This is a genomic window from Pseudomonas alkylphenolica, assembly GCF_016009175.1.
Taxonomy (GTDB): Bacteria; Pseudomonadota; Gammaproteobacteria; order Pseudomonadales; family Pseudomonadaceae; genus Aquipseudomonas; species Aquipseudomonas alkylphenolica_B.
In genome coordinates, this window is record NZ_JADUCM010000016.1 from 45,005 (window position 1) to 62,571 (window position 17,567).

Genomic DNA, 17,567 nt, shown 5'->3' on the forward strand with positions numbered 1-17,567 from the left:
TAAAAGCGATAGACGATATGCGTTACTCACCCGAAGCGTTGCACGCCTTCGTCGAGGCGGTCGCGTTGGGCTCGTTCTCGGCGGCGGCGCGCAAGTTGCGCAAAAGCCAGTCCACGGTCAGCGCGGCGATTGCCAACCTTGAGGCTGACCTGGGCGTCAGCCTGTTCGATCGGCAAAGCCGCCAGCCGGTGTTGACCGAGGCCGGGCGCAAGGTGCTGGGCCATGTGCAGGAGATTCTGGCGGCCAGCGAACGCCTCGACGAGCTAAGCATTCGCCTGGCCGATAATGTCGAGCCACGCCTGACCATCGTCCTCTCGGACATGTACCAGCTCACCCCGGACAACCAGGTCATGCGTCAGTTCGAGCAGCGCTATCAGGACATCGAGCTCGAATGCATGATTGCCGAGGCGGGGGATGTCCTGAGCCTGTTGCAAAGCGGGCGGGCGCACCTGGGGTTGCTTGCGGCGCAACCGCTGTACCCGCCGGACATCGCCACCCGGCGCTTGCCGCATCAGGCGCAGATGGGCATTTTTGTCGCCCGCGCGCACCCGCTGGCCGCACTCCAGCAGCCGACCCAGGCGAACCTGGCCAGCCATCGTCAGCTGTACCTCAATACTTACGCCGACAGCGAGTACAAACCGCAGGGGCGGGTGTGGTCTGCGCCTGATTACCTGCTGCTTTTGGAAATGACCGAACAGGGGTTTGGCTGGGCCGAACTGCCCCACGGGCTGGTGCAGCAGTATGGGCATGGCCAGCTGGTGGAGTTGCGCCTGGACGGCTGGCCGCGACCGATTGCCGTGGACGCGGCCTGGTCACGGCTGACCCCGCCGGGGCCGGCGGGGTTGTGGTTGCTGGATTGGCTGGGTCGCGAGGACTAGCAGCTCCTTGTCACTGCTTGAGTATCTCTACTTGACTAATACGTTTGGTCAGATTGCCCGAGTTCGGCTGAAGCGTCATGCCTTCCGGCACATCGTGAACATTCCCAGTCAACGTAGGCACATCGAAGTCACCACTATAAGAAGTGCTGATATAGGTATGCCAGGCGAAGGCATTACCCAGTCGCAACGTTGCACCTTCAGTCATGTTGGTTACTTTGGCGGACCACACTTTATTCGTCCAACTCGCTCCGCATTCCTCTTCGATCAAGGTAACGCGCTTCGCAGGTTGAATATCGAATGTACACCTATTGCCTTGCATGTTGACATTGTCAAACACGGTGATACTCATCAGCATCGGTGGATAGAAATTTTCTACTGTGGTTCGGTAGTCATCAAACTGCCGCGCAACATCATGGTTTTGAACTGTGCCAATGGGTACACCCTGATGTTCCAGGCGCGGATTGGAAAAATAGGGAATCGCACCGTGTGAAGTGACCTGGATGGTATGGAAATTCGGCGAACGATGCCGGTAGCCGTGATTGTAGTGTTTGGTTGGGTCCGGTACCTCCAGCCCATGGCCGCCCCCCAGGTTATGACCCAGCTCATGCGCCAAAGCGACTGTGCAACTGATTGTGTTGTATCCCGTTGCTTTGGTCGACCATCCAAAAGCGTTTCCACATACTGCACCGTTGGTGTTAAACAGAGAAACCAAATCAGCTCTGAGCGCGTCGCGGTGGACATAAACTTCTCGTGCCAGCGCTGTGTTGGGCCCCGCCATTTCTTGAAGCATCGCCCACTGGCTTTTGTTTGCTTCGCTATAGTCCGGGGCGAAAAAGCCGGCCAGTTCGTACGTCAACGGCACATGACTGTTGATCAGGTACTGGTTGGCGTTTTGCAGGGCTTGCACTAATGCTGCGCGGTAGTTTGGTGAGACGGCACGTCGCTCATTGGACGTCACGAAAAGCACTCTGATAGTACTATGAGCGGGCTTTTGCGCCTTGTTCGACGCCGCTGTTTGCACTGTATTCACCTTCAGAACCGGCTCACCATTGGGCGGCATTCTGGACTCATCGACTTTGATCAATACATGGCGGCCAGCGCCAACAGGCTCCAGTCGATAAAGTTTCCCTTTGATGTGGATATCCCCGGTCAGTTCATCGCCATCGCGGACCAATGAAATCCAGTTGAAGGGATCGAAGTCCACTTCCGCGGCAGAAGTGAAGCGCTGCTTTCGGTCCGACACCACATCGCCAATCCATCCGGACATTGCCGCGACGTCACTGAAGCGCGTGAGGTCAAAGCGGACGACGTCACCCTCAGGTGACGGGACCGATAGCGCAGGGACACCTGCATCAATAAGTGCGGGGTTGACCTTTACCTCCCAGGCCTTTTCCGTGGAAGGTGCATCCAGCAATGCAGAAAGCGAGGGATAGATGCCTTGTGTCGATAAAAGCTTATGCATCGCCTGTGTATCTGCTGCGGGACGTTCAAACAACATTGCAGCCGTCCCTGTTTCATCCATTGCAGCGTGAGAAGAGGACGTGCAGGCCGTCAGTAGCAAACTTGCCACAATCAAAAATTCAGACTTCCATTTACCGTGCATCATGACGTTGAGTCTCGTGAAGGGTCGAGACTCCATTGAATGCAGTTTTATCCACCCGACCAACTGGCATAACTATTAGTTGCCCGCGTCCACACAGCAGGCAGGTCAACACCCAAAGAGCGCCCATAAAGTGGGCGCTGTTCGGCCATCGCCTATGCTTTGAGCACTTAATGGACGAGTCAGGATTATCTGATGGCTACAGTGCCCATTGCCGATGCCATGCCGATCGTGCGCAGCGCGCTGCGCAACCTGTTGGCAGAGATGGGACACCAGGATGTCCACGAGGCCGCTGATGTACCCACGGCGCTGAGCTTGGCGCGCCAGTGCAATCCGCAATTGGTGATCCTCGAAATCGCCTTGCCCGGGCCGGGTGGGCTGGACCTGTTGCGCCGCCTGCGCGCCCGCGACAGCACGCAGAAAGTGCTGGTGTACAGCCTGCAGAACCCCGCGCACTTTGCGCCGCTGTGCTTCAAGGCAGGCGCCAGTGGTTTTATCGGCAAGCACGAGGACATGCCCAGCCTGCGCAAGGCAATCGGGGATGTTGTGGCCGGCCGTGGCCATTTTGCCCGCGAGTACATGCAGCCGGGTGGCGGCAGCGAACTGGAGAGCCTCACGCCACGTGAGGCGGCGGTGTTGCAACTGATCGCCGAAGGGCGCTCCAACCTGCGCATTGCCGAAGAGTTGCGCATCAGTTTCAAGACCGTCAGCACCTACAAGGCGCACCTGCTGGAAAAGCTCCATGTCAGCTCGAACGTGGAGCTGGCCGAGATCGCCCGCCGCAACGGCCTGGTGGCGGGCCAGGAACCTGCAGCGGGGGCGTTGACCGCCGAGGCGATTCCGACGGAGCTGGGCCTGCTGCGCAATCTGGTGGACGCCGCGCCCAACCCGATGTTCGTACGAACCACAGAAGGGCGACTGTTGTTCTGCAACCAGAAATTCCTCGATTACTACCGTATAACCGCCGAAGAAGCCCTGGGGTCGGGGTTTGCCGAGGCCCGCTGGTTTTCCCAGGCGGTGCGCGAAACGCTGCCCGAAGGCTTTGCCCGCATTGTGCTTGAAGGTGTGCCGCTGGCGGTGACCACGCGGGTGGAGATTTTTGGCCAGGCGCGGGTGATGCATTACTGGATGGTGCCGTACCGTGATAGCCAAGGGCATGCGTGTGGCGTGCTGGGCGGGTTGCAGGACATCACTGACAGTGAAGGGCAACTGGTGACCCTGCGTGATCAACTGCTCGCCGCCGAAGCGCAGGTACGGCGGCAGGCGGATTTCTACGAGGCATCGTTGAGCGAGCTGGCCGGGTGTATCGACGCACTGGCGTTGCATCCCGCCACGCCGGGGCTGTCCAGCCTGACCGGCCGCCTGCAGCGGTTGGGGCGTCTGCATCAGTTTCAGGAAAGTGCGCGCGTGCCGCTTGCTCAAGCCTGCGACCTGCCTGCGTTCATCAGTCGTTGCCTGATTGGCTACCCGCAGTCGCTGTTTGGCGTGCAGCGCATCGATACCCGGCGGGTATGGCTGGACACCGAGGTTTTCAGCGACTGGATGACCACCGCCATTGGCCTGTTCCGGGCCGACAGCGAAAGCCCTGCAATGATTCATCTGGACATGCGCGTGCGTGGCCAGGGGCAGGTTCAGGCGAGGCTGGAGATGGCCGGGCAGGCCGCAGTGCAAAGTCTCATCGACCTCAACCACTGCCAGCGTGTGGCCGAGTACCTGCACGGGCGATTTGCCCATGGCTACCATGAGCAACACCTCGCGATCGAGCTTGAGCTGACCCTGCCCCAGGCCGGTTCACCCGGAACGAATGGAGAACAACTCTGATGGCGGCTGCAGGAGGACTCTGAGTTCTTTCCGGCAGGGGGCCCCATAGCATGTGAGCAACTCGAATCCTTTCAGGAGTTGCCACCATGATCCACTCTTCGCACATCTCCAGCCGTTGCCGCCCCGGCGTTTTCAGCGCGCTGGCCCTGGCCCTGCTCATTGCTGCCGGCGCGGCCACGGCAGGTCCCGCCAGTACCGTGCCAGCGTCGCCGGCTTCCAGCGTGGCGGCCCAGCCGCTGGTGCTGCAGGCCCATGCACAACTGCTGGCAGGTGATCTGATCGCTGCGCAGGCGCTGCTGCAGCAAGCCGGCGCGCAAGGGCAGGGCGGTAACCGCGCCCTGGCCGAACAGGCCTTTATCGAGGACGCCAGTGGCCGCCACATGCGTGCGCGGCAATTCTATGACGCCCTCAAGGGTAGCGATCAGGCACAGGTGATCGCCGTTCCGGCGGCCATAAACCTGGCTGAACTCGGTCGCTTCGACGCCTCGCGCAAAGCCTTCGAGCAGTTGCGTCAGCAGTCGGCCAACGCCCAGGTAAAAGGCTATGCAGGCCGCTGGAGCCTGTGGCTGGCGGCACGCACTGCCAGCGACGCCGGGGTCAAGCCCGAGGTCATCCGCGCCCGCTTGCAAAAACAGGCCCGGGCCATCCAGCCGGCCAGCGCGCCACAGCGCGCGTTGCTGGCCCTGTATCAAGGCAAGTCCGATATCTCTGCAGTGTTTGCCGACATCGACGAACTGCAGGCCCCCGACGCGGTGAAGCGTGATTTGCGCACCGAAGCCGGGCTGTTTGCCGGTGGCTACCTCGACTACGTCCGCCAGGACCACAGCGGCGCGCTGCGCACCTACCAGCGAGCGCTTCAGCAGTCGCGCCCCACGGCGGTCGAGCGGCCGCTGCTGATCCAGACCAGCCGCGCCTTGCAGCTGTCCTCGCGCTGATCCATTCCCCCGATTTTTTTACTACTCAGCCCAGGGTTCAGCCCTGGCGGGAGCCTCTCATGAACAGGATTTATCGTCTTGTATGGTCCAGAACCCAGCATTGCTGGTGTGTAGCCTCTGAATACGCCCGCAAAGCCGGCAAGGGTGGCCGTGCATTGGCCGTGCTTGGCCTCTGCGCTGTGAGCGGGCTCAACGCCATGGACGCTGAGGCCGCCGCCGGCCTGTACGTCAACGACAGCAGCGACTCGGCATGCGTGTTCGTCAACGACACCGATGTCAGCGGCGACATGGGCTGGAAGTACGACGGCAACAACAGCAATTGCGACGCCAGTGACAAGGCGGGCCAGACCGGGCGCGTGCTCTTTTACGGCAACGGCACGCAGGGCAGCGATTCGCTGACCCTGGGCAACGAGCTGTATGTCAACGGCGGCCGTATCGGGCTGAACAACCGCATCGATGGCAGCAACTCGCTGGCCATCGGCAATGTGGCCACTGACGCGCTGGGCACTCAACTGGGTACCCGGGCCCTGGCCCAGGATTCGGTAGCGATTGGCAACGATGCCCTGGCCAGCGAGCAGAATGCCCTGGCCCTGGGCAGCAAGGCGCAGGCCGTGACCCAGGACAGCGTGGCCTTGGGGGCCGGCTCGGTGGCGAGTACCGCCGGGGGCGTTGCCGGTTATATTCCCGGCGGCGCCGATGCGCAGCAAGCAAACGCCGTCAATGCTACCCAAAGCACCCTGGGGGCCATCGCCGTGGGTGATGCTGCCAGTGGTCAGTTCCGCCAGATCACCGGCGTTGCCGCCGGCAGCCAGGACAGTGACGCGGTGAACGTGGCACAGCTCAGCAGCGTGGGCAACACGCCGATGACCTTCGTTGGCAACAGCGGTGCGGTGGACAAGAAGCTGGGCGATACCTTCGTTATCCAGGGTGCTGCGCTCAGCGCAGGAAACTACTCGGGCAACAACCTGAGAACCGAAGTGGACGGCAATGGCAGCCTGCAAGTGCAAATGGCCGACAACCTGGTGCTCGACTCGGTGACCACAGGCGATACCTCGGTTGCTACCAACGGTCTGACCATCGCTGGCGGCCCGAGCGTAACCAACAGCGGTATCGATGCGGGTAACCAGAGAGTCGTCAATGTCGCCGAGGGCGCTATCAACGTAGGCTCCCTCGACGCCGTGAACGGTTCGCAACTGGCTACGACCAACCAGCAGCTGGACCAGAACACCAGCCAGCTCAACTACTTCACCACCAACATCAGCAACGGCAGCATCGGTCCGGTGCAGCGCACCGGTACGGATCAACTGTCGCTGATTGCGGCGGGTGGCGATGCGTATTCGCCGGGTGTCGTGCAGACGCTCACCAACGTGGCCAACGGCGGGGTGTTCCAGACCTCCACCGATGCCATCAACGGTTCGCAGCTGCATACCCTGGCAAACGCCACCACCAACGCACTGGGTGGCGGTTCGGCGGTCAACCCGGACGGCTCGATCTCTTCCCCGGTCTACAACCTTGACGGTACGTCGTTGAACAATGTCGGCGATGCCCTGATCAATCTCGATGGCCGCGTCATTCAGAACACCAGCAATATTTTTGCCCTGCAGCAGGACGCGCTGCAGTGGAACGGTATGCTCGGCGCTTACGATGCCAGCCACAGTACCGGTGATGCGCAGAAGATCAGCAATGTCGCCGCCGGTGAAGTCAGCGACCTCTCCACCGACGCGATCAATGGCTCCCAGCTGCACGCCACCAACCAGCAGGTGCAGCAGAACACCACCGACATCAGCAACGTCACCACCAATATCAACAACATCAGCAATGGCTCGCTTGGTCCGGTGCAGCGCACGGGTACCGATCAGCTGTCACTGATTGCCACGGGGGGTGATGCTGCTTCGCCAGGCGCTGCGCAAGTGCTGAACAACGTCGCCGCCGGCGCGGTGAGCGACACGTCCACCGATGCGGTCAACGGCTCGCAGTTGCACGCCACCAACCAGCAAGTGGATGCCACGGTCACCAATGTCACCCAGCTTGACGGTCGAGTGACCAACGTAGAAGGCAACGTCACCACCCTGCAGGGCGATGTCACCAACCTTGGTGACCATGTCGAGAACATCTACAACAAAGGCACCAAGTACTTCCACGCCAACTCCACCGGTACCGATTCTTCCGCCACCGGTGCGGACGCGGTGGCTATCGGCATGGGCGCAACTGCAAGCCATGACGGCAGCGTGGCCCTGGGGGCCGGCGCCGTTGCAAATGGCAGCACGCTGGGTCATCAAGCCTACCTGGTAGGTGGCACCGCCTCGGGCGAAGTCAACATCGGCAACCGTCGCCTGACCGGGGTGTCGGCCGGCGCGGAGGACACCGACGGTGTCAACGTCGCCCAGCTCAAAGCCATCACCAGCGGTGCGGTTGCAGATGCGGTGCTGTACGACAACAGCAGCCACGATCGCATTACCCTCGGCGGCACGACCTATAACAGCGTGACCAAGAGCGGTGGCAGCAAAATCACCAACGTCGCCCGCGGTGAGGACGACAGCGATGCGGTGAACCTGTCTCAGCTCAACGAAACCAACACCCGGGTCACCAACATCGACGGCCGTGTTACGGCAATCGACGGCACCATCACCACCATCAACAACGGCGGCGGCATCAAGTACTTTCACGCCAACTCGACCCGGCCTGATGCAGTCGCCAGTGGCGTTGATGCAGTCGCCGTGGGCCCGAACGCCCAGGCCAGCGGCAGCGGTGCGGTTGCGATGGGCGAGGGCGCCAGTGCCTCGGCGGATGGCAGCGTGGCCCTCGGGCAAGGCGCCAGCGACAACGGCCGGGGTGCCCAAACCTACACCGGCAAGTACTCCAATGCGGCCAACGCCAGCGTTGGCACTGTCTCGGTGGGCAATGCCGCTACAGGCGAAACGCGTACCGTGAGCAACGTAGCCGACGGCAAGGAAGCCACCGATGCCGTCAACCTGCGTCAGCTCGACGGTGCGGTTACCGAGTCCAAGCAGTACACCGACGACTCCATCCACAACGTCAACAGTGAAATCGCCAACGTCACCACCAACGTCAGCAACCTCGATAACCGCGTGGGTCAGGTCGAAGGCGACGTAAGCAATGTGCAGAACGGCACCGACGGCATGTTCCAGGTCAACAACACCAGCAAGCAACCCAAGCCGCGCGCCACGGGTGCCGACGCGGTTGCCGGTGGTGCAGGGGCGCAGGCGTCGGCTGCCAACAGCGCGGCAATCGGTACGCGTGCGCGGGCCAGTGGCCGCAACGCCACGGCGGTGGGCAGCGACGCCCAGGCCCAGGCCGACAACTCGGTCGCACTGGGCGCCAACTCGGTGGCCGAACGCGCCAACAGTGTCTCCGTCGGCAGCGCCGGCAACGAGCGGCAGATCACCCATGTGGCTGCGGGTACGGCGCCGACCGATGCGGTCAACGTCAAGCAGTTGCAGCAGAGCATGGGCGACATTTCCAACCAGTTCTATGACTACACCGACGCCCGCTACAACGCGTTGCGCCACGACCTGAAAAAACAGGACGACATTCTCAGCTCGGGTATTGCCGGCGCGATGGCCATGGCCACGCTGCCACAGCCTTACTCGGCGGGGGCCAGCATGGCTGCTGCAGGGATTGGCAACTACCGCGGGCAAAGCGCGCTGGCAATTGGCGTGTCGAAGATTTCCGACAACGGCAAGTGGGTGACCAAGCTGCAAGGCAGCACCACCAGCCAAGGGGATACCGGCGTGGCCGTCGGCATCGGTTACCAGTGGTGAATGTTCCTGCCCGGGCCCGGCTACGGCCGGGCCGTTGCGAGGTGATCAAGATGAGAACGCTGAACCCGATTGATACCCGAGACGCCCACGTGGCGACACCCGATTCCAGAGAGGAACGCACCATGAATACCCCACGCAAATGGCTGGCCAGCCTGCTGCTGCCGATCTGCCTGCTGGCTGGTTGCAACGGCGTCGACCACGCCGCTGTACAGGCAGCAACGGCGCCAAAAGCCGAAAGCCTCGGCAACCTCGACTACCCGGCACTGCCGGTCATCCGTAATGCCGTGTTCAGCATGACGCCCCTGGTGGACGGCAAGCGCAATCCGGCGGTGATGCAGCAAATTTGCGGGCTGGCACGTGGCGAGGTTGATCGCGCCGAGGTTGAACGCTTCGTGGCCGGCAGCGGGGAAACCGTCGAGAGTCTGAACAGAAAAGGCGGCGTAACCGCTTTGCTGGTCAACGACAACCAGAAGGGCCGGGAAATCGCCTGCGCCGCGTACCTGGCCACTGCACCGCTGGTGCAGGTCGATGGCAGCGAGTTCATCAGTGCGAACAAAACGGCCGACGGCAAGCTGCAGGTCGACCCGGCGCGCCTGAGCGAAGTGATGGCGGTGCGTCTGGCCCTGTCCCGTACCGACGCCGAGTACTTCACCCTGATTGCGCAAAAGCTGCAGCAGTCACCGGGGCTGAGCGACGCGCAATACCATGCGCGCACCCGCGAGTTGTTTGCCGAGCTGGCCCCGGCCTTTCTCAAACGCGTGAAGCAGCAAATGCCGTTGCCCGGCACCCACTTCAAGCTCAAACAGCTGGATAAACAGCGGTTCGCGTTCAGCTCCGCCAATGGTGCCGAATATGAATACAGCACCGACGGTATGGTGCTGCGTCAGGACAACATCACCTGGTACGGCGAAGGGCAACTGATGGGCCAGCGGCGGGCGCTGAACATCGCGTACTACCCCGAGGACGTCACCCGGCGTGTCAGGTAGCCAACGGCCTGCCTGACCCGCCCGTGAGTGACTCGCTTCAAATGCCGGCGCGTGTGTCCTGAATCACCCCGCGACGCACCCGCACACGCCCGGCCGGCACACCTGCCACCGCCGCTGCAGCATTCGGGGCATCGAGCAGCACGAAGGTGGCCTCGTTGCCGACCTTCAGGCCGTAGTCCTGCTTGCCCATCACCGCCGCGCCGGCGTGCGTGGCCATGTCCAGGGCCAGCTGCAGTTCTTCGTCCCGGTAGAAGCCCGAGCGATAACCGATCAGCATGGCCCGTTGCAGCATGTCGGCGTTGCCATACGGCCACCAGGCATCACGAATATTGTCATTGCCGGTAAATACCCGCACCCCTGCTGCACGCAAACGCAGGATCGGCGGAAAGGCGTGATCGCCCGGGGCATTGGTCATGATCGAAATGCCCGCCTCACCCAGCAGGGTAGCGATGGCCAGCAGGACATCGTCGCTGACCTGGCCCAGGGCGTAGGCATGGCTGACGCTGACACGGCCCTGCAAGCCGGCGGCGCGGGTGCGGGCGGCGATGCGTTGCAGTTGCTCGACGCCTTGCAGGCCGGGCTCATGCAGGTGGATGTCGATCTTTACGCCATGGCGTTCGGCAATCCCGAAGACCACATCCAGCTGACCGTCGGCGTCACCATCCAGGGTGGTCGGGTCGATACCGCCAATCACCTCGGCGCCGTCGCGGATAGCCGCCTCGAGCACATCGGCGGTACCCGGGCAGGACATCACCCCGGCCTGAGGGAAGGCCACCAGTTCAATGTCGACGATGCCGCGCCATTTCTCCCGTGCCTCCATCACTGCATGCAGATTGGTCAGGCCGGTAGTGGCATCGACATCGACGTGGCTGCGCATGGCGACAGTGCCGAACGATACGGCCTGACGGATCAGCGCGTCGGCGCGTTCGACAATGGGGGGGGCCAGGGCCAGTTCGCGTTTCTCGATGGCCAGCCGCTCACGCAGGCTGTCAGCCGGTTGGTGCGGGTGCCAGCGGTCGCCGACAAAGCTCTTGTCCAGGTGGATATGACCATCAACGAAACCGGGCAGTAGCAGTTGCCCACCCAGATCGATGGACTCCACGCCTGCTACGGCGCCGACCTCGGTGCCCAGGCGGGCGATACGGCCGTCGGCAACGGCGATGGACAACGGGCTGCCGTCAGCAGCGACGGCATTGACGAACACACGATCAATCATTTCACGACCTCTAGGGGGAGGCCGCGTACCCTATAAAAACCGCGGCTCATCGGCCAATTAAATATCGGGATCGATAGCAGTGGCTTAGTGAATGTGCGCTCAACCGCCGATCAAGTGCTTGAGTGGATGGTAGTCGGCCTTGAGGTTATGGGTGGCCTTGAGGATGGCCTCCTCGATACCGCTCAGGTGGGTGCACACCAGGTCGATGGCAGCGGGCTGGTCGCCGGCCTCCAGGCATTCGATCAGGCGCAGGTGCTCGTTGCCCCGGCAGGCTTCGTGACGCTCGTCATCGAGGGTCGAGGCGTACAGCGAACCGCGCTCGATCAGCTTGCGGAACCAGTCCATCAGCACCGGGTTGTCGAGCACCTCGGCCAGGCGCAGGTGAAATTCGCCCAGCAGGTGCACATAGCGGGCGTGGTCACCGGCATCGGCCGCGGCTTCTTCTTCTGCAACATGCAGGCGCAGGGGCTGCAGCAGGCCTTTGTCGGCGCGTCGGCACAGCTCGGTGACAATGCCGATCTCGATCAGGCGCCGGGTCTCGAACACCGAGCGGATGTCGTCGTCGCTGGGCAACGACACCCAGGCACCCTTGTTCAGTTCGGTGGACACCAGGCCATCGCCTTCCAGCTGCTTGAGCGCGGCGCGCACCGAGGTACGGCTGACCTTGAACAGTTCCGCCAGCGAAGACTCGCCCAGTTTCATGCCGGGGCGCAGGGTGCGCTTTCTGATCGCCTCGTGGACTCCCAGGTAGACACGCTCAACCGTCGAGGCGGGGAGTTTTTCCGTCATTGCCAGCTCCGTGATTCCTTGATTGCCCCAGCATGCCGGAAATGTGTCGTGACCAAAAGTTTCGTTGCGAAATGAGCGTGAGGGCATCGCGCCTGCACGCTATCTCGTGTCAGTCGTGCCGCAGTGTCACTTAACTTGATTGTGTGTACATAAGTAGCGATTAAGTGGATACATGTTTCCGCCTGGCGTTACTCATGTTCTCACTGCGGTGGGCATTCTCGCTGACCGTTTGGTCAGGTTAAAGGGGCTTTCAACAGCCTTTATCAAAATTTTAAATTGATAAAAAACAATAGTTTGCATTTGTTTTGCGCATTCTCGCAACGGCCGTTCGGTACCCGTTTGGCACACATATTGTTCCTCGAAAATCGTCATACGAAAATTGTATGCAATCTTTGCATGCAGCGCCTTCCAGGCGTCGACAGCGGTCCCAACTCTTCAAGTCCAACAATAATTTGCTGCAGCGCCACCGGTGCTGCGGCAGGAGCCCGGGGAACATGCAATTGGATACTTCCAAACCTCTGGATACCGCGTACCTGTCACCCGATCCCGCCGTTACTGTGCAGGTTCCGGGGCACGCCAGCTTGAGCCCGAAACTGCATAACGCCGACCTTGCCCCGACCAAGGCCGCCGGCCGGCGCTGGGGCGGCTACAGCATCTTCGCCTTGTGGACCAACGATGTGCACAACATCGCCAACTACTCCTTTGCCATGGGCCTGTTTGCCCTCGGCCTGTCCGGCTGGCAAATGCTCGCGGCCCTGGCAGTGGGGGCGGCGCTGGTGTACTTCTTCATGAACCTGTCGGGCTACATGGGGCAAAAAACCGGGGTGCCGTTCCCGGTGATCAGCCGCATGAGTTTCGGCATCTATGGTGCGCAGTTGCCGGCGGTTATCCGCGCCGTCATTGCCATTGCCTGGTTCGGCATCCAGACCTACCTGGCTTCGGTGGTGTTGCGGGTGCTGCTGGTGGCGATCTGGCCGCAGCTGGCAAGTTTTGACCACAACGCCATTCTCGGTCTGTCGAGCCTGGGCTGGGCCAGTTTCGTCGCCATCTGGATGGTGCAACTGGTGATCCTGACCTTCGGCATGGAGATGGTGCGCAAGTACGAGTCGTTTGCCGGCCCGGTGATCCTCTCGACCGTGCTGGTGCTGGCGGTGTGGATGTACCAGCGGGTGGATGGCAACCTCGCCTGGTCGGTGGGTGAGCCATTGACCGGGGTGAAGATGTGGACCCAGGTGTTTGCCGGTGGTGCCCTGTGGCTGGCGATCTACGGCACGCTGATCCTCAACTTCTGTGACTTTGCGCGCTCGTCGCCGTGCCGCAAGACCATTCGCGTCGGCAACTTCTGGGGCCTGCCGGTGAACATCCTGGTGTTTGCGGTCATCAGCTTTGTGTTGTCCGGGGCGCAGTTCAGCATCGACGGTACGGTGATCGACAGCCCGACCCAGATCATTGCCGCCATTCCCGACAAGACCTTTCTGGTGCTCGGTTGCCTGGCGTTCCTGATTGTCACCGTGGCGGTGAACATCATGGCCAACTTCGTCGCCCCGGCGTTCGTACTTTCCAGCCTGGCCCCCAGCCGCCTGAACTTCCGCCGCGCCGGCCTGATCAGTGCAACGCTTGCGGTGCTGATCCTGCCGTGGAACCTCTATAACAGCCCGCTGGTGATCGTCTACTTCCTCTCCGGCCTCGGCGCGCTGCTCGGCCCGCTGTACGGGATCATCATGGTCGACTACTGGCTGATCCGCAAAGCGCAGGTGCATGTCCCCGATCTCTACAGCGAGGCGGCCACCGGCACCTACCACTACACCCGCGGGATCAACTACAAGGCCATCGCCGCCCTGGTGCCTTCGGCCATTGCCGCGGTGCTGCTGGCGCTGGTGCCGGCGTTCAGCGACCTGACGCCGTTCTCCTGGCTGTTCGGTGCGGCCATTGCCGGCGGCGTGTACTACCTGATTTCCGATCGCAAAAAACATTATGTGGACTGTTCCGGCGAGCACTTTGCCGTCGACAGCGCCCAGCACTGAGCGTCACGCACAAGGAACCGACCCATGAGAATACTGGTAGTCAACGTCAACACCACCGCATCGATCACCGAGGCCATTGCCCGCCAGGCACGCAGCGTGGCTTCGCCCGGCACCGAAATCGTCGGCCTGACCCCGCGCTTTGGCGCCGAGTCGGTGGAGGGCAACTTCGAGAGCTACCTGGCGGCGATTGCCGTGATGGAGCGGGTGCTCAGCTACGACCAGCCCTATGACGCAGTGATCCAGGCCGGTTACGGCGAGCACGGTCGCGAAGGCCTGCAGGAACTGCTCAATGTGCCAGTGGTGGACATCACCGAAGCGGCCGCCAGTGTCGCCATGCTGCTGGGGCATCGCTACTCGGTGGTCACCACCCTCGATCGCACCGTGCCGTTGATCGAGGACCGCCTGAAACTGGCCGGGCTGGAGAGTCGTTGTGCCTCGGTACGGGCCAGTGGCCTGGCGGTGCTGGAGCTTGAAGAAGACCCCGAACGGGCCATCGAGGCAGTGGTGGCGCAGGCTGAGGAGGCCGTGCGTATCGACAAGGCTGAAGTGATCTGCCTTGGTTGTGGCGGCATGGCCGGGCTGGATGAGCGCATCCAGGCCCGTACCGGCGTACCGGTGGTGGACGGTGTGACGGCGGCGGTGGCCCTGGCCGAGTCGCTGGTGCGCCTGAAGTTGAGCACCTCCAAGGTCCGCACCTATGCGACGCCGCGGCCCAAGCAGATTCTGGGCTGGCCACGGGCCCTGCTCGGCTGAGCACGACCCGCTTTACCGAACACTACCCCGCTTGCCGGGGTAGTTGGCTTTCAACTCAGCGACGCAGTTTGGCGCAATGATCCTGCGCCGGCTGCGCTGCCGTGTACCAGACATAGTCGGCACTTTCGGCGCTCACGGTTTTGCCCGCTTCGGCCAGAATCAGCACCTGATTGCCGTCGCCAGCCCCCAGGTCGCTCAGGTGCAGCGGCACCCCGAGGTCCTTGCGCACATGGAACTCACCGGCCAGCAATACCGCCGGGGTCGGGGCTGCGAGCAGGCTTTCGGCCATGCGCCGGTCGCGCTGTTGTTGCACGGCAAGCATGGCCGGCATCTGGGTTTCGGGCAGCAGGCCGCAATGCGATTCGCGGATATCATCGAGCAGCGTGGCTTGCACCTCGGGGCGCGTCGAGGCTGCGCCTTCAAGCACCGGGCGCTGCTTGTAGATCTGCATGATTTGCGCACGGTTCAGGTTGGCCGACAGCAACGGATAGGGTTGGCGCAGGGCATAGGTGACCAAGGCCCCGTACACGCTCCAGTCCCAGTTGGCCTGCCAGGCCAGGGCCTGGAACGCATCGCCGGGCGGCTGGCCGGCACGGGTCGCGGCCTGCGCGGCATTGACCTTGTCCTGTTGGTCGGGGTTGATCATTTCCATCAACAGGCTGCCCTGGGCGCGCTGGCTGGCCAGTTCGCGCAACAGCCACAGCTGTACGGCATGGTGATCGGGGTTGTCATGCTGTTCGCCAACCAGCACGCGCGGCGCGCTCGCCAGACGTTCGATGAGTTGTTGTGGGGTCAGGGTACGGCCGGTGGCCAGCTCGCGGATCACGCCAAGGTCGGCGTGATCGCGCCCTTGCGGGGCAATCGGCGCCGGTGGCGGCAATACAGAATGGGATTGGCAGGCCGCCAACAGGCTGACCAGGCAAAGCAGCAGAAGGCGCATCGGGATTCCTTGCTCAGTAGTTGCCCCTCGATCTGCGGGTGACGAGGGGAGTGGTATCAGCGCGCGATGATCAAAGGGTGTCCGCGTTCCGGGTGCTGGTGAATGAGCACCTGCAAGCCGTACACCGCTGCCAGCGCATCGGCAGTCAGCACCTCGGCCGGTGGGCCGTAGGCGTGGGGCAGGCCGTCTTGCAGCAACAGCAGTTGATCGCAATAGCGCGCGGCGAGGTTGAGGTCGTGGAGGATCACCATCACAGCGGCTCCGCGTTCGGCAAAGTCGCGCACCGCTTGCAAAATGGTGTGCTGGTGCAGCGGGTCAAGCATCGAGGTGGGTTCGTCGAGCAGCAGCGTCTGCCCCTCGGCGCCCGGCCAGAGCTGCGCCAGTACTCGCGCCAGGTGGACGCGCTGGCGCTCACCGCCGGACAGTGCCAGGTAGCTGCGTTCGGCCAGGTGCTGGGCATCGGCGGCGCGCAGGGCCTCGCTGACGATTTCGGCGTCACGCACGCGGCCACTGGCATGCGGCAGACGCCCCATGCCCACCACTTCGTTGACCGAAAACGCGAAGTTCAGGCTCGAACTTTGCGGCAGTACCGCCAGCCGTCTGGCCCGCTCCTGGCCTGGCCAGTCGGCAAGCGGGCGCTGATCGAGGCTGACATGACCCTCGGTAATCGCCAGCTCACCGCACAAGGCAGCCAGCAGCGTGCTTTTGCCGGCGCCGTTAGGCCCCAGCACCCCGAGCACTTCGCCGGGGCGCAACTGGACATTGATGTTGGCCAGCACGGTGCGGCGCCCGCGCTCTACCAGCAAGTTGTCTGCTACCAGCATCAGGAACGCCCCCGTACCAGCAAGAAGAGGAAGAACGGCGCGCCAATCAGGGCGGTGACGATACCGATCGGCAGTTCGGCCGGAGCCAGCAGCAGGCGCGCGATCAGATCGGCCAGCAACAGCAGCCCGGCACCGGCCAGCAGCGAGGCGGGCAGCAACACGCGATGATCGGGGCCGACCAGCAGGCGCATCAGGTGCGGCACCACCAGGCCGATAAAGCCGATCAGGCCGGCTGCTGCGACGGCGGCGCCGACGCCCAGGGCGGTGCACAGCACCAGCTCCAGTTTGATCCGCTCGACATCAAAGCCCAGGTGACGCGCTTCCGACTCGCCAAGCAGCAACGCGTTGAGCGCTGCGGCGCGGCGTGGCAGCCACAAGGCCACCGCCACCACCACGATCAACAGTGGCCACAAACGCTGGTAGCTGGCGCCGTTGAGGCTGCCCAGGTTCCAGAAGGTCAGGGTACGCAGGGTGGCGTCATCGGCGAGGTAAGTGAACAGACCGACACCGGCACCGGCCATGGCAGTCATCGCCACTCCTGCCAGCAACATGGTGGCGACGTTGGTCTGCCCGTTGCTGCGGCCAAAGCGATACACCACGAAGGTGACGATCAGGCCGCCGCCGAAGGCGCAGACCGACAGCACATAGGGCTCGATGGCCGGCGGCATGCCGCCCATCAAACTGCCGCCGACGATCGCGATGGCAGCGCCCAGCGCTGCCCCGCCCGATACACCGACCAGCCCCGGGTCGGCCAGGGGGTTGCGAAACAACCCCTGCATGGCCACCCCGGACAGCGCCAATACCGCACCCACGGCAATACCGAGCAACGTGCGCGGCATGCGGATCTGCCCCAGGATCAGGTCGGCCTGCTGCGTGACGTCGCCGTCCAGCTTCAGGCCGGCCAGACGCAAGCCGGCCTTCAGGGTTTCGCCCAGGGGCAGGCTGACCGGCCCAAGGGCCAGGGACAGCCAGATGACCAGCAGCAACACCAGGCCCAGCGCGATCAGCATCGGCCGCGG

The 17,567-nt window shown here is 62.9% G+C and carries 13 protein-coding genes; 7 read left to right on the top strand and 6 right to left on the bottom strand.

The window, feature by feature from the left end; genetic code table 11:
- Window positions 1-17 precede the first annotated feature (17 nt).
- Window positions 18-878 carry a LysR family transcriptional regulator gene (locus I5S59_RS15170; protein ID WP_197877357.1) on the top strand — a complete coding sequence of 287 codons (861 nt, stop codon included), beginning with the start codon at window positions 18-20 and terminating at the stop codon, window positions 876-878.
- 10 nt (window positions 879-888) lie between these two features.
- Here the strand turns inward: I5S59_RS15170 and I5S59_RS15175 are convergent, their stop codons facing one another.
- Complete coding sequence (locus tag I5S59_RS15175) at window positions 889-2,484, bottom strand: zinc-dependent metalloprotease family protein (RefSeq protein WP_197877358.1); 1,596 nt, start codon at window positions 2,482-2,484, stop codon at window positions 889-891.
- 189 nt (window positions 2,485-2,673) lie between these two features.
- Here I5S59_RS15175 and I5S59_RS15180 point away from each other — a divergent pair, with 189 nt between their 5' ends.
- The 4 genes from I5S59_RS15180 (at window position 2,674) to I5S59_RS15195 (ending at window position 10,002) form a co-directional block, all read left to right on the top strand.
- Window positions 2,674-4,299: a LuxR C-terminal-related transcriptional regulator gene (locus tag I5S59_RS15180; RefSeq protein ID WP_197877359.1), complete on the top strand. Its 1,626-nt coding sequence runs from the start codon at window positions 2,674-2,676 to the stop codon at window positions 4,297-4,299.
- 86 nt (window positions 4,300-4,385) lie between these two features.
- Window positions 4,386-5,234 (top strand): hypothetical protein, encoded by an 849-nt coding sequence (locus tag I5S59_RS15185; protein WP_197877360.1) that lies wholly within the window; start codon window positions 4,386-4,388, stop codon window positions 5,232-5,234.
- A gap of 59 nt (window positions 5,235-5,293) precedes the next feature.
- Complete coding sequence (locus I5S59_RS15190; RefSeq protein WP_197877361.1) at window positions 5,294-9,016, top strand: YadA-like family protein; 3,723 nt, start codon at window positions 5,294-5,296, stop codon at window positions 9,014-9,016.
- 122 nt (window positions 9,017-9,138) lie between these two features.
- Window positions 9,139-10,002, top strand: coding sequence for a hypothetical protein (locus tag I5S59_RS15195; protein WP_197877362.1), 864 nt, complete (start codon window positions 9,139-9,141; stop codon window positions 10,000-10,002).
- 37 nt (window positions 10,003-10,039) lie between these two features.
- Here the strand turns inward: I5S59_RS15195 and I5S59_RS15200 are convergent, their stop codons facing one another.
- On the bottom strand, window positions 10,040-11,218 hold the full coding sequence (locus I5S59_RS15200) for an amidohydrolase family protein (RefSeq protein WP_197877363.1): 1,179 nt from the start codon (window positions 11,216-11,218) through the stop codon (window positions 10,040-10,042).
- 99 nt (window positions 11,219-11,317) lie between these two features.
- Window positions 11,318-12,007, bottom strand: a complete 690-nt coding sequence (locus I5S59_RS15205) for a GntR family transcriptional regulator (protein ID WP_197877364.1) — start codon at window positions 12,005-12,007, stop codon at window positions 11,318-11,320.
- A gap of 494 nt (window positions 12,008-12,501) precedes the next feature.
- On the opposite strand from I5S59_RS15205, the gene I5S59_RS15210 reads away from it, so the two are divergent.
- Both I5S59_RS15210 and I5S59_RS15215 read left to right on the top strand, forming a co-directional pair.
- A complete protein-coding gene (locus tag I5S59_RS15210; protein ID WP_197877365.1) occupies window positions 12,502-14,031 on the top strand; it encodes an NCS1 family nucleobase:cation symporter-1 in 1,530 nt (509 codons plus the stop codon).
- A gap of 24 nt (window positions 14,032-14,055) precedes the next feature.
- The gene (locus tag I5S59_RS15215) at window positions 14,056-14,784 is read left to right on the top strand and encodes an aspartate/glutamate racemase family protein (protein WP_197877366.1); all 729 of its coding nucleotides are present in this window, start codon (window positions 14,056-14,058) and stop codon (window positions 14,782-14,784) included.
- Between the two features lie 55 nt (window positions 14,785-14,839).
- On the opposite strand, the gene I5S59_RS15220 is transcribed toward I5S59_RS15215, so the two are convergent.
- From I5S59_RS15220 to I5S59_RS15230, 3 genes are read right to left on the bottom strand one after another with little or no spacing between them, the layout of a single operon-like run.
- A complete protein-coding gene (locus tag I5S59_RS15220) occupies window positions 14,840-15,724 on the bottom strand; it encodes a ChaN family lipoprotein (RefSeq protein ID WP_197877367.1) in 885 nt (294 codons plus the stop codon).
- Window positions 15,725-15,780: 56 nt separating this feature from the next.
- A complete protein-coding gene (locus I5S59_RS15225; protein WP_197877368.1) occupies window positions 15,781-16,548 on the bottom strand; it encodes a heme ABC transporter ATP-binding protein in 768 nt (255 codons plus the stop codon).
- The gene (locus tag I5S59_RS15230) at window positions 16,548-17,531 is read right to left on the bottom strand and encodes a FecCD family ABC transporter permease (protein WP_197877418.1); all 984 of its coding nucleotides are present in this window, start codon (window positions 17,529-17,531) and stop codon (window positions 16,548-16,550) included. The genes I5S59_RS15225 and I5S59_RS15230 overlap by 1 nt, the downstream gene beginning before the upstream one ends.
- Window positions 17,532-17,567: the final 36 nt, after the last annotated feature.

Excerpts from the sequence above, each read along its gene's own strand:
- I5S59_RS15180 (WP_197877359.1), top strand. The coding sequence starts at position 2,674 with ATGGCTACAGTGCCCATTGCCGATGCCATGCCGATCGTGCGCAGCGCG.
- I5S59_RS15175 (WP_197877358.1), bottom strand. The coding sequence starts at position 2,484 with ATGATGCACGGTAAATGGAAGTCTGAATTTTTGATTGTGGCAAGTTTG.
- I5S59_RS15200 (WP_197877363.1), bottom strand. The coding sequence starts at position 11,218 with ATGATTGATCGTGTGTTCGTCAATGCCGTCGCTGCTGACGGCAGCCCG.
- I5S59_RS15220 (WP_197877367.1), bottom strand. The coding sequence starts at position 15,724 with ATGCGCCTTCTGCTGCTTTGCCTGGTCAGCCTGTTGGCGGCCTGCCAA.
- I5S59_RS15170 (WP_197877357.1), top strand. The coding sequence starts at position 18 with ATGCGTTACTCACCCGAAGCGTTGCACGCCTTCGTCGAGGCGGTCGCG.
- I5S59_RS15185 (WP_197877360.1), top strand. The coding sequence starts at position 4,386 with ATGATCCACTCTTCGCACATCTCCAGCCGTTGCCGCCCCGGCGTTTTC.
- I5S59_RS15215 (WP_197877366.1), top strand. The coding sequence starts at position 14,056 with ATGAGAATACTGGTAGTCAACGTCAACACCACCGCATCGATCACCGAG.
- I5S59_RS15190 (WP_197877361.1), top strand. The coding sequence starts at position 5,294 with ATGAACAGGATTTATCGTCTTGTATGGTCCAGAACCCAGCATTGCTGG.
- I5S59_RS15205 (WP_197877364.1), bottom strand. The coding sequence starts at position 12,007 with ATGACGGAAAAACTCCCCGCCTCGACGGTTGAGCGTGTCTACCTGGGA.
- I5S59_RS15210 (WP_197877365.1), top strand. The coding sequence starts at position 12,502 with ATGCAATTGGATACTTCCAAACCTCTGGATACCGCGTACCTGTCACCC.
- I5S59_RS15225 (WP_197877368.1), bottom strand. The coding sequence starts at position 16,548 with ATGCTGGTAGCAGACAACTTGCTGGTAGAGCGCGGGCGCCGCACCGTG.
- I5S59_RS15195 (WP_197877362.1), top strand. The coding sequence starts at position 9,139 with ATGAATACCCCACGCAAATGGCTGGCCAGCCTGCTGCTGCCGATCTGC.